Source organism: Tateyamaria sp. (assembly GCF_059783535.1).
This window is the reverse complement of the sequence record NZ_JBYNDP010000041.1, coordinates 15,515-27,625: the sequence shown is the minus strand read 5'-3', so window position 1 is coordinate 27,625 and position 12,111 is coordinate 15,515. Positions and strand designations below refer to the sequence as shown.

At 59.6% G+C, this 12,111-nt stretch carries 11 protein-coding genes; 6 read left to right on the top strand and 5 right to left on the bottom strand.

All coding sequences use genetic code 11. The annotated features are described in order from the left end of the window. Positions 1-533, top strand: a 533-nt coding sequence (locus AC6RA8_RS10190) for a sulfurtransferase (RefSeq protein ID WP_500352545.1), incomplete at its 5' end; no start/stop codon positions are given. Continuing rightward, complete coding sequence (locus AC6RA8_RS10185) at positions 533-1,714, top strand: amino acid aminotransferase (protein WP_500352543.1); 1,182 nt, start codon at positions 533-535, stop codon at positions 1,712-1,714. The genes AC6RA8_RS10190 and AC6RA8_RS10185, both read left to right, overlap by 1 nt. On the opposite strand, the gene AC6RA8_RS10180 is transcribed toward AC6RA8_RS10185, so the two are convergent. Beyond that, a complete protein-coding gene (locus AC6RA8_RS10180) occupies positions 1,698-2,240 on the bottom strand; it encodes a GNAT family N-acetyltransferase (protein WP_500352542.1) in 543 nt (180 codons plus the stop codon). The two genes, AC6RA8_RS10185 and AC6RA8_RS10180, sit on opposite strands and share 17 nt — an antisense overlap. 113 nt (positions 2,241-2,353) lie before the next feature. On the opposite strand from AC6RA8_RS10180, the gene AC6RA8_RS10175 reads away from it, so the two are divergent. Beyond that, on the top strand, positions 2,354-3,103 hold the full coding sequence (locus AC6RA8_RS10175) for an SDR family NAD(P)-dependent oxidoreductase (RefSeq protein ID WP_500352541.1): 750 nt from the start codon (positions 2,354-2,356) through the stop codon (positions 3,101-3,103). Positions 3,104-3,369: 266 nt separating this feature from the next. Here the strand turns inward: AC6RA8_RS10175 and AC6RA8_RS10170 are convergent, their stop codons facing one another. Both AC6RA8_RS10170 and AC6RA8_RS10165 read right to left on the bottom strand, forming a co-directional pair. Further along, the gene (locus tag AC6RA8_RS10170; protein ID WP_500352539.1) at positions 3,370-4,680 is read right to left on the bottom strand and encodes an ammonium transporter; all 1,311 of its coding nucleotides are present in this window, start codon (positions 4,678-4,680) and stop codon (positions 3,370-3,372) included. Between the two features lie 27 nt (positions 4,681-4,707). Further along, a complete protein-coding gene (locus tag AC6RA8_RS10165; protein ID WP_189370072.1) occupies positions 4,708-5,046 on the bottom strand; it encodes a P-II family nitrogen regulator in 339 nt (112 codons plus the stop codon). Between the two features lie 250 nt (positions 5,047-5,296). On the opposite strand from AC6RA8_RS10165, the gene AC6RA8_RS10160 reads away from it, so the two are divergent. After that, entirely contained in the window at positions 5,297-7,465 is a 2,169-nt protein-coding gene (locus tag AC6RA8_RS10160) for a transglycosylase domain-containing protein (RefSeq protein WP_500352537.1), read from the top strand. 84 nt (positions 7,466-7,549) lie between these two features. On the opposite strand, the gene AC6RA8_RS10155 is transcribed toward AC6RA8_RS10160, so the two are convergent. Both AC6RA8_RS10155 and AC6RA8_RS10150 read right to left on the bottom strand, forming a co-directional pair. Beyond that, positions 7,550-8,140, bottom strand: a complete 591-nt coding sequence (locus tag AC6RA8_RS10155) for an MlaC/ttg2D family ABC transporter substrate-binding protein (RefSeq protein WP_500352554.1) — start codon at positions 8,138-8,140, stop codon at positions 7,550-7,552. Positions 8,141-8,147: 7 nt separating this feature from the next. Beyond that, the gene (locus AC6RA8_RS10150; protein ID WP_500352535.1) at positions 8,148-8,909 is read right to left on the bottom strand and encodes an MlaA family lipoprotein; all 762 of its coding nucleotides are present in this window, start codon (positions 8,907-8,909) and stop codon (positions 8,148-8,150) included. Positions 8,910-9,073: 164 nt separating this feature from the next. On the opposite strand from AC6RA8_RS10150, the gene AC6RA8_RS10145 reads away from it, so the two are divergent. After that, entirely contained in the window at positions 9,074-10,810 is a 1,737-nt protein-coding gene (locus AC6RA8_RS10145) for a type I secretion system permease/ATPase (protein ID WP_500352552.1), read from the top strand. After that, positions 10,807-12,108 carry an HlyD family type I secretion periplasmic adaptor subunit gene (locus tag AC6RA8_RS10140; RefSeq protein ID WP_500352533.1) on the top strand — a complete coding sequence of 434 codons (1,302 nt, stop codon included), beginning with the start codon at positions 10,807-10,809 and terminating at the stop codon, positions 12,106-12,108. The genes AC6RA8_RS10145 and AC6RA8_RS10140 overlap by 4 nt, the downstream gene beginning before the upstream one ends. Positions 12,109-12,111: the final 3 nt, after the last annotated feature.

The following is a 12,111-nucleotide window of genomic DNA, read 5'->3' as shown; positions in this document are numbered from 1 at the left end:
TGTTCCGGCTGATGGGGCACCGCGACGTGGCTGTGCTCGATGGCGGTTTGCCGAAATGGCAGGCCGAGGGCCGCCCCACCGAAGATATGGCGCCGGTCATCAAGGACAGGCACCTGACGGCACGGTTTCAGAACCATTTGGTTCGGGATGTGACGCAGGTCAGCCAAGCGGCCAAGCTGGGTTCGACCCAGGTCGTGGATGCCCGGGCAGCGGCACGGTTCCGCGGCGAAGCGCCTGAGCCGCGCGAAGGTATGCGGTCGGGGCATGTGCCGGGGTCGCGCAATGTGCCCTATGACACGCTGCTCAATGACGACAAGACGCTGAAATCGCCCGACGCAACACGCGCCGTCTTTGAAAGCGCGGGCGTCGATCTGGGCAAACCCATCATCACCACATGTGGCTCGGGCATCACCGCAGCCATACTCGCCCTCGCGCTTGAGCGTCTGGGGCATGACAGCTGGTCACTTTATGACGGAAGCTGGGCCGAGTGGGGCATGTCGCCCATGGTCCCCGTCGCAACCGGAGACGCCTGATGTTCGAACACCTGACTGCGCAGAAACCCGACGGCATCCTAATGCTGATGCAGATGTATCGCGAGGACCCGCGCGAGGCGAAGGTCGACCTTGGCGTCGGCGTTTACAAGGACGCAACCGGAAACACGCCCGTGATGCGCGCGATCAAGGCGGCCGAGCAGAAGCTGTGGGAGGTTCAGGACACCAAGTCCTATGTGGGCCTCGCCGGTGCGCCCGACTTCAATGACGCGATGGTCAATCTCGTGCTGGGCAACACCGTGCCGCGCAGCTCGGTCAACTCGGTCGCAACGCCGGGCGGCACAGGGGCTGTGCGGCAGGCGTTCGAACTGATCCGCATGGCCAATGCCGATGCACGGATCTTCGTTTCGAACCCGACATGGCCCAACCACCTGTCCATCCTCGACTACTTGGGCATGGAAAAGGTCATGTACCGCTATTTCGATGACGAAACACGCGGCGTCGATTTCGACGGCATGATCGCCGATCTCAAGACAGCCAAGAAGGGCGACGTGATCCTGCTGCACGGTTGCTGCCACAACCCAACGGGCGCCAACCTGACCGGCCCGCAATGGGATGAGGTGATCAAGGTTTTGCAAGACACCGGGGCCACCCCGATGATCGATATCGCTTACCAGGGCTTTGGCGACGGTCTGGATGCTGACGCCGCGGGCACGCGCGCCGTTGCCGCTGCGGTGCCCGAATGCCTGATCGCGGCCAGCTGTTCCAAGAATTTCGGAATCTACCGCGAACGCACGGGCATCCTGATGCTGGTGGCAAACGGCACGGATAAGGCGATCGCCCAGGGCACGCTGAACTTCCTCAACCGCCAAAATTACAGCTTCCCGCCCGACCACGGCGCACGGCTGGTGACGATGATCCTGAATGATGACGCTCTGCGCACGGACTGGATGGCGGAACTGGAAGAGATGCGCACCGGCATGCTGGACCTGCGCGAACAGCTAGCCAAAGAGCTTGAGCAACGCTCCGGCTCCAACCGTTTCGGTTTCCTGGCCCAGCATCGGGGCATGTTCTCGCGCCTCGGTGCGGCACCGGAGTTGGTGGTCAAGATGCGCGAAGACAGCGGCATCTACATGGTTGGGGACAGTCGCATGAACATCGCAGGTCTCAACGCAGAAACGGTGCCTGTGCTGGCTGACGCTATCGTCAGGGCTGGGGTCTGATCCCAGCCGAGTGCTTCGGGCGCGATCCATCCCTTTGCAGGACGATGGACGCGCCGGTCGGCACGGCAAGGCGATCCACTTTCGAATAACCAAGCGACGCGGCGAGCTTCAGGGACGCAGTGTTCGCCTCTGAAATCATGCAGGCTGTCGGGCCCGCCATATGCGTGTCATACCAATGATGCGCCGTTAGCGCGGCTTCGGTGGCGTACCCCTTGCCATGGCAGGCTGACCTGAGCGTCCAGGAGCATTCTACCTCGGTGTCCACATTCGGCCCCAGGTCTCTCTTGTACTTCGCAAAGCCAACCTTTCCGACAAACGAGCCTGTCACCTTGTCCACAATGATGAATTGGCCAAACCCTTCCAAATCCCAGTGTCCTGCATCACGCAACAGGCGCGCCCACGCGTCCGCTCGGGTCAGGATGCCGCCGATATGTTCCGTGACACTCGGTTCGCCAAACATGTCGGCCAACGGTTCGAAGTCATCCACAACCGGCTTTCTGAGTATCAGGCGGTCTGTCTCAAGCATATGGTGCGTTCCGATGTTCTGGGTCCTGCTTTCATCTGAGCAAAAAAGCCCGTTTTTGACTTTTGGCAGATCAAAATTCTAGAAGTTTTGGAAAACCAACGGTCGTTGAGAGCTTGGCATTGAAACATTGCATCATCATCGGGGCGGGATCAGGCGTAAGTGAAGCGGTCGCCCACAAATTCGGCTCAAATGGGTTTTGCATAAGTCTCATCGCGCGCAATCCTGAAAACCTCAAGGCCGTGAGTGAACGACTGGCTGATTCAGGTATCACGGTGTCTTGGGAAGTGGCAGATGCGGGTCACGTCGCAGAGCTGGACCGGGCCCTGGACACCCTCGTTCAGCGCCAGGGCGCATGCGATGTGTTGGTGTACAATGCTGCGGTTTTGCGACCCGGCGGGCCGCTTGATGTGATGACAGAAGACATAGCCAATGAGCTCGCGGTCAATGTTCTCGGCGCGCACCGTGCTGTTACGAAGCTGGCGCCAGCAATGATAGAACGCGGGTCCGGGGCCATCTTGTTTACAGGCGGCGGCTTGTCGATCGAACCGTTTCCTGAGTGGACCTCGCTTGCTCTTGGCAAGTCGGCGCTTAGAAGTCTGGCAATATCTCTCTACAAGGAACTTGCCCCAAAAGGCGTGCACGTCTCGGTCTTGGCGATTTGCGGTATTGTTGCGCCGAATGGACCGTTTGATCCATCCTTGATCGCGGACGAGTATTGGCGTGTCGCAACCGACCCGACCGGTGTTGCAGATCGGGAAGTCATCTTCCAACCTCCGGGAACGGATCCTTTCTACAATGATCCGGATGGAAAGCATCGGGATGTTTCGGTGTTGCCAGCTCACGTCGCCGGGCGGCAGAATTGAACCAATCCGCTTGAAACGCCATCATACAGTGGGTCCCAAAACCTTGGGCCATGACGGGCTGCGAGCTGTTAGTGGGTATGTTTCAAATGACTTGGACTGTAAGCGTCGGAGACATCTTTGGCACAAAATTTGCAGTTGTCGATTGGGCGTCCGAGGTTTGATCTGCTGCAGGGTTGTTTAGAGACCGCGCGCAGTCCCCGCTCACAAAAAAAGACCGGGCGCGGACGCCCGGTCAGTCGGTTCTCTTCTACTGAGAGGAAGGAGTCTCAGCCTTTCGAGAAATCCGGATATGCTTCCATGCCCAGTTCTGACATGTCGAGGCCGGTGATCTCTTCCTCTTCGCCGACACGGATACCCATGACCGCCTTGAGGATGAACCAAACGATCAGCGAAGCGACAAAGGTGAACACACCGTAGGAGATGATACCCAGCAGCTGCGTGCCAAGGTTTGCATCGCTGTTGTAGAAGATAACGGCGATGGTGCCCCAGATACCGGCAAACAGGTGAACCGGGATCGCGCCAACCACGTCGTCGATTTTCAACTTGTCGAGAAGCGGCACGGTGAAGACCACGATCACACCACCGATGGCACCGATCCACAGCGCACCGAACAGAGTGGGTGCGAGAGGTTCAGCCGTGATGGATACAAGGCCCGCCAGTGCGCCGTTCAGCACCATGGTAAGGTCAGGCTTCTTGTACAGGACCTGCGACAGGATCAGCGCCGTCACAGCACCGGCAGCGGCCGCCATGTTCGTGTTGGCAAAGATACGGGACACGTCCGAAACGTCGCCAACGGTGCCCATCGCCAGTTGCGAACCACCGTTGAAGCCGAACCAACCCAGCCACAGGATGAACGTGCCCAGAGTGGCGAGTGCGAGGTTAGAACCAGGCATTGGGTTGACCTTGCCGTCCTTGTACTTGCCAAGGCGTGGGCCCAGCACCATGGCACCGGCAAGAGCGGCCCAGCCACCTACAGAGTGTACAACCGTCGAGCCAGCAAAGTCCTGGAAGCCTGCAGCATCAAGCCAGCCGCCACCCCATTTCCACGAACCGGAAATCGGGTACATCAGACCGGTCAGAACAACGACAAAGATCAGGAAGGGCCACAGTTTGATGCGTTCGGCGAGGGCGCCTGACACGATGGACGCAGTTGCCGCGACAAACACCAGCTGGAAGAAGAAGTCTGAGCCGACGGATGCGTAGTCCAGTGCGGCGTCTGCCGCCGCGACACCCACGGGGTCAAGCACAGTCTGGCCACCGATTGCGAAGTAGCCGTTGAAGTCGCCAGGATACATCGTGTTGAAGCCGACGAGCCAGTACATGATGGCCGCGATCGAGAACAGACCAATGTTCTTAGTCATTTGCATGGTCACGTTCTTGGACCGCACCAGGCCGCCTTCCAGCATGGCAAACCCAGCCGCCATGAAGAAGACGAGGAAACCCGCCATGCAGAACAGCAAGGTGGTCATGATGTAGGGGCCGATTTCGTCAAAGCCCGGCGCGGCATCCTGTGCCAGCGCGAGCGTGGGCAGAGCGGTCAGCGCTGCACCAGCAATCAGAGATTTCGTAAGTTTCATTGTCCGTGTTCTTCCTATGGCTGGCGCTCAGATGGCGTCTTCGTTCGTTTCGCCGGTGCGAACGCGCACGGCCTGCTGGACGTCGAGGACAAAGATCTTTCCGTCCCCGATCTTGCCCGTCTGGGCGGTTTTGGTGATGGTTTCGACGATCTGGTCAGCCATGCCGTCAGCGACCACGATCTCGATTTTGACCTTGGGCACGAAGTTCACCGCGTATTCCGCACCGCGATAGATTTCCGTGTGACCCGATTGCGAACCGAAGCCCTTGATTTCCGTAACCATCATGCCGCGGACGCCGGCCTCGGTCAGCGCTTCGCGAACCTCCTCCAGCTTGAACGGCTTGATCGTAGCAATGATGAGTTTCACCACATGTCCCCTTTGATTGGCAGGTCGCCCTGCGGTATGCGGGGAAAAGAGAGCATCGCGTGCGCAGGGCAAAGATTTGGCCCGGGGAAAGCCCGTGCGCCGCACAGTGTTGTGCATAAAAAATGCGCAATCACTCACAGTTGCTCAAAAAGTAGGCGGTAAGGAATCCCGTACCTGGTCCATCTGGGCGTGGCAAAGCCGGTGAAACGGGATACACTGCTGGAAACAAAAGGCCGGGCAGGGGTCAAGAATGAGTGATTCAAGAAAGGGCAAACGCCCTTTGGTGGCTGATCGCCGCTATCCAAAAAAGGCAGCAAAGAAGCCCGTGCGCAAAGCGCCAACCAAGGCCAAGCGTCGCAAAGCTGCGCCCAAGAAACCTCAGCGCAATATCTTCGTTCGCCTGTTCCGGTGGGTGGCGCGGTTGATCTGGTGGGCTACGTGGCGCGTTGGGCTGACGGTGACGGCAGCTGTCGCGCTGGCTGTTGGCTACTTCTGGACCACGCTGCCGGATGTGGATCAACTGCTGGATGGGCGGGCACGTGGATCGGTCACCTTGCTGGATCGCGAAGGCGAACGGTTCGCATGGCGCGGCGATCAGTTCGGTGGTGCGGTTATGGCCGACACCGTGGCACCGGGCCTGAAAAACGCTGTGATCGCGACCGAAGACAAACGGTTCTATCGCCATTTCGGCGTCAGTCCGCGCGGTGTGGCCAGTGCCGTGCGCATTAACTTGCGCGAGGGGCGCGGTCCGCTGCAGGGGCACGGTGGATCGACCATCACCCAGCAGACAGCCAAGTTGCTGTGCCTTGGCGTTGAATACGAGCCAAGCGAATGGGAATCCGAAGCAGCTTACGTCTCTGACTGTCGCCGTGGCTCGCTCCAACGCAAGGCCAAGGAAGCCATCTATGCGATGGCCATGGAGGCGAAGTATTCCAAGAACGAAATCCTGTCGATCTACCTCAACCGCGCCTATATGGGCGGTGGCGCCTATGGGGCAGAGGCCGCATCGCAGCGATATTTTGGCAAGCCTGCAACCGATCTGAACCCATCCGAGGGGGCGATGATCGCGGGGTTGTTGACCGCGCCGTCCCGCATGGCGCCCACCTCCAATTTGCAACGCTCCCAGGAACGGGCGGCGACTGTGCTGCGCCTGATGGGCGAACAAGGCTACCTTTCGGATGCAGAAGTCGCCAAGTGGCAACAGAACCCCGCAAACCTGTCCCCTGCCGCGCGGCGCAAGGCGGGGGGGTATTTTGCCGATTGGGTCATGTCGACCGGCCCGGAATTCTTCACCCGCAACACGACCGAAGATGTCATCATCCGAACCACACTGGATCAACGCCTGCAAAGTGCTGCTGAAGATGCGCTGAAAGAGGTGTTCGAAACCAAGGTGCGCGAAGGGTCAAAGGCCCAGGCCGCAATCGTGGTGATGAGCGCGGATGGCGCTGTGCGTGCCATGGTCGGCGGGCGTGAAACACGGGTTGCGGGCGTCTTTAACCGCGCGATCCAGGCGCAACGGCAAACCGGTTCGGCCTTCAAACCCTTTGTCTACGCCGTGGCGTTGGAACTGGGATATTCGCCGCTTGATTTTGTGGATGATGATCCACTGACGCTCGACATCCCGGGATCGGGCCGCTGGTCCCCACGCAACTACACCAACACTTACTCAGGCCGCGTAACGTTGACCAAAGCTCTGGCGGAATCGCTCAATATCCCGGCGGTCAAAGTCTCCGAAAGCGTGGGCCGAGATCTCGTCCGCCGTGTGGCGCGCGACTTCGGTATCGACGGCGACATGGCGGACGGACCCGCCTTGGCCCTTGGCGCGTCGGAAAGCACGCTTCTGGACATGACCGGTGCCTATGCCGGCATTCTAAATGGCGGGTCGTCGGTCACACCCTACGGTCTGATCGACCTGCGCCTGCAAGGGGATGATGAGCCCTTGATGGGCACCGGTGGCGGCATCGGTGAGCGTGTTATCCGGGAAGGGGCAGCGAGAGAGCTGATCTGGATGATGGAAAAGGTAGTGAGCGAAGGCACAGGCCAGCGCGCGCAATTCGGTGGCCGTGAAATCGCGGGCAAAACGGGGACAACCCAAGCGGCACGCGATGCTTGGTTTGTTGGCTTCACCGCGGATTACGTTGCCGGTGTCTGGATGGGCTATGACGACAATACCCCCCTGACCGGTGTGACGGGAGGTGGCTTACCGGCCGAGATTTGGCGCGAAACCATGGTCCGGATCCACGAGGACGTTCCGGCACGTCCCTTGCCTTTGCAAGTCCCGGAACGGGCCAAGCGGCAGGCGCAAGCTCCGGCACCAGCACCCCAGCCCGCTCCGCGACGGCAGGAGGTTCCGCGCACGACCGAAGGGCTGATCGAGATGCTCGTGCGGGATATTCTGGGTGGCGGTCGTTCACGCTGAAGCATCCATAAGAAAGCCAGCGGAACCAAAAAAGGCCCCGCATCTTGCGGAGCCTTTGATTGGCCGTCCCTTTTTCGGGTTGGTCTAACCCAAAGCGCTCAAATCCGAAATCATGGCGTCTATATTGCCGCCGTTGCGGTCAATAAGAGCGCCAATCTCGGTCCGTTCGGTCAGCAGAAGGTTCACGCCTTCAATGAACATGTTGAAGAACAGGTCGCGACCGGATCGGTCCGAAACGTGGAAAGTCACTGCAAACGGAGACTCGCCGCGCAGAAAGGCCGTGGTTTCGACCTCGAACCAATTCTTGACCTTGCGCACGCCTTTGACTTCGAGGCGACCGCCGATGAATTCACGGAAGCGGCGACCGTACTTGCGCGAAATGTAACCCTGAAAGGCCTTCGAAAACGCCCGCTTCTGACCGTTGCTGGCGCGGCGACCGTCCACACCCATGGCGTAGGCCGCGATATAGGAGGTGTCGCTGTATCGGGCAAAGATGCGTTCAAAGTCGCGGAACATCGCGCTCTCGCCTTTGCCGGAGGCAATGACACTGTTGATGTCTCCAACCAGCGAATTGATCAGCCGCTCTGCACTGGCTTCGTTTAGGGCAAAGGCGGGCGCGGCGGGAAGAATTGCGGCAGCGCTGGTCGCTGCGGCAATGAAATGGCGTCGGTACATCATCATACTAAAAACCCTCTGTATCCAAGGCAAACGGGTCAATCTCGGAAGCTGTTCCCGTATCGCCCAATTGAAAGCGGCGGTTCTGCAACCAGATCAGCCGTGCCTGTGCATAGCTGTCAGCGCTTTCATATAGGATCGAATCAACTGTGTCGGAAAACCTGCCACGGCGGGATAGGCCAGAAGCCGCCGCCGCGACGGTGCCGTAATACTGTTCAGGGCTCTCCACCATGTAGCTCAGGGGATTGGTGAACAGGTCAACAACCTTGCCGGTCGTGTTGCGCGCGGTTGACGGACCAAGAAGGGGGAGTTCGATATACGCGCCTTCCCCCACGCCCCACACGTACAACGTTTCACCGAAATCGGTGTCGTGCTGCGGAATCTGGAAGTCGCTCGCGACGTCAAACAGGCCGAAGATGCCCAGAACAGAGTTGGTCAGGAACCGCACGGTCGAAATGCCGGCCCCCCGCGCGTCGCCCTGAAGCAGGCTGTTCACCACCACCGAAGGTTCGCCAAGGTTCTTGGCAAAGTGGCTGATGCTGTCCTCGATCTCGTCTGGCAGCACCGTCGAATATCCGACGGCTGCCGGACGCACCACAGCACGGTCCAGGCCACGGTTGAATGCGTGAATCCGGCGGTTTTGCGCCTCATACGGATCGTAAACGCCATCAGGTTGCGCGGGCCGTTGGTCCGACGTAGCACAGGCCGCCAGCGATCCGACGGCAAGTAGAAGAAGGGCAGCGCGCCGAGCGCGACAAAAAAGAGACAATGCAAATCTCCGTTGGATATTCTTGGCACGTAATTAATGCAGTTATTCTAAATGCCCATAGCGCTACTTGGGTAACCTTGTACATGTGGCACTTGCGTGACAGGCAAAATACGCCATCGTGTCAAGAAAACAAAGACGGGCAGTAAGCAAGCGAAATGGTGCCGATGCAAAGTGAACTGACGAAACAAGGACAGGCAGAACTGCGCGCAGCGCGCCGCAAAAGCAGGGGTCTTTACTGGGCGGTGGGGCTGTTCAGCCTGTTTGCCAACCTGCTGATGCTGACCGGTCCCATGTACATGTTGCAGGTCTATGACCGTGTCTTGGGCAGTCGGAGCGAGGAAACACTGATCGCGCTGTCGCTCCTGGTGGTCTTTCTCTACGGGGTGATGGGCATTCTCGACTTCACGCGTGGTCGAATCATGGCCCGGGTCGGGGCGCGCTTTCAGGATGATATGGATCGCAGGGTGTTTGATGCCGTGGTCCGCAAGTCTGCCGTTGCGCCCGATCTGCGCACACAGACCGGCCTTGCCGATCTCGAAAGCGTGCAGCGGTTCATCACGTCGCCTGTGCTGATGGCGTTTTTTGACTTGCCTTGGACGCCTATTTTCATTGCCGCCATTTTCATCTTCCACCCGCTTCTGGGGATACTGGCCGTCGTAGGCGGCGCGGTCCTGATCCTGATTGCCCTGGCCAACCAATTGTTGTCCCGCGTTCCACAGGCACGTGCGGCCCAAGCCGGGCAAGCGGCCATGTCCATGTCGGACCAATTGCGGATCGAGGCAGAGATGGTGCAGGCGATGGGCATGCGGGGTGCTGCGCATGAACGCTGGCAAAAGGCGCGCGGAACAGCGCTGGAAGAGCAAATCAAGGCAACCGATGTCGGTGGCGGATTTACGTCTCTGACCAAAACGCTGCGCTTGTTCCTGCAAAGCGCCATGCTGGGGCTTGGCGCCTATCTGGTCCTTCAGAATGAAATGACGCCTGGGGCAATGATCGCGGGTTCTATCCTTCTCGGGCGTGCGCTTGCCCCCATCGAGTTGATGCTGACGCAGTGGCCGGTTGTGCAACGCGCGATCAAGGGATGGGGCGCACTGGCTGAGTTGCTGGGGTCAGTCGCGCCCGAGCCGACACGGACTGAGCTGCCAAAACCCAAGGCGCGGCTGGTGGCCAAAAGCCTGACAGTGGTGCCGCCGGGTGAAAAGTCGGCAGCTCTGCGCGGCCTCAATTTCGATCTGCCGCCCGGGCACGCCATGGGCGTGATCGGCCCATCGGGGGCCGGCAAATCGACGCTGGCCCGCTGCCTGACCGGCGTGTGGCGCCCCGCAGGTGGGTCTATCCGTCTGGATGCCGCGGCGCTTGATCAATATGCCCCTGACGTTCTGGGCATGCATATCGGTTACCTGCCCCAGCGCGTACAGTTGTTTGACGGCACAATCGCTGAAAACATCGCTCGGCTCTCGACGTCGCCTGATGACAAGAAAGTTGTGGCAGCGGCCCAAAAGGCGGACGCGCATAAGATGATCCTCGAACTGCCGGATGGCTACGACACGCGGATCGACGCAGGCCAACAGCGGCTGTCAGGTGGGCAGATACAGCGCATCGGCCTTGCACGGGCCTTGTACGACGATCCGGTGATCCTTGTTCTGGATGAGCCCAACTCGAACCTCGACAACGAGGGGACGATGGCACTGAACCAGGCCATCCGGGCATCCAAGGCCGACGGGCGATCTGTCATCATCATGGCACACAGGCCTGCCGCCATTCAGGAATGCGACCTGCTGCTCGTTATCGACGGCGGCCAGCGCACGGCCTTCGGGCCCAAGGACGAAGTTTTGAAATCGATGGTCAAGAACCACGAACAAATCCAGCGCGCCCCTGCGGGCGCAGGAGGAGTATCATGAGCAACAAACGCTGGTCCGCAGCCAAGCCCATGATCATTGGTTTCTTTGGTTTGTTCGGGCTCTTAGGTGGTTTGGTTGCGTGGGCAACCATGACCGAAATTGCCGGGGCCGTCATTGCGTCCGGTCGCATCGAAGTCGACCAGAACAGGCAGGTCATACAGCATTCGACCGGTGGCATCGTGTCGAAGATCGAAGTAAAAGAGGGTGACAGCGTCGAAGCAGGTGACCTTCTGGTCCAGCTTGACGTCAAACAGATGCGCTCAAGCCAGGCCATCGTTGAAGGGCAGCTCTACGAGTTCATGGCCCGCCGCGGGCGGCTCGAGGCCGAGCGGGACGACAAGGACGAGATCACCTTTGATCCCAAGTTGCTCGAGGTCGCCGCGACCTGGCCCGATGTGCAAGAGCTGGTGACCGGACAGGAGAACCTTTTCTACGCGCGACGCGAATCCATAGAAAGTCAGGCTGAGCAACTCGCGGAACGCGCTGCCCAAACCCGCAATCAGATCAAAGGGATCGAAGCGCAGGAACTATCGCTTGCCCGTCAGCTTGAACTGATTGAGCAGGAATTGGACGCACAACAAAGCCTGCTGGAACGTGGTTTGGCGCAGGCATCGGGTGTTCTGGCGCTCCAACGGCAGCAGGCTTCACTGGACGGTCAGATCGGTGAACTTGCCGCGTCCAAGGCGCAATCCGAACAGCGCATCACCGAGATTGAAATCGAAGTTCTGCGTCTGACTTCGCAGCGGCGCGAAGAGGCAATCAGCCGCCTGCGGGACCTGCGCACACGCGAGTTGGAGCTGGTCGAACAGCGACAAGCCTTGCTGACCGACATCGAACGCATGGAAATCCGCGCGCCAGTATCCGGCATTGTCTACAACATGCGCGTGCAAACGCCACGCTCGGTCGTGCGTGCAGCTGATCCGGTCCTGTTCCTGATCCCGCAGGACCGTCCACTTGTGATCGCCGCGCGGGTGGATCCCATTCACATCGACCAGATTGTGACCGGTCAGGCCGTGAACCTGCGGTTTTCGGCGCTTGATCAGCGCACCACACCTGAACTGGTGGGTGAGGTCGCGTTGGTATCTGCGGATGCGTTCGAGGACGAGAATGTCGGCGCCAGCTATTACCGCGCTGAAATCGTTCTAAGCCCCGGAGAGATCGACAAGCTGAACGAAGGGCAAGTGCTGGTCCCCGGCATGCCGGTCGAAGCGTTCATCCGCACAGCCGACCGATCGCCACTGGCCTACCTGATCAAGCCGATGGCGGATTACTTCAACCGCGCGTTCCGCGAATCCTGACAT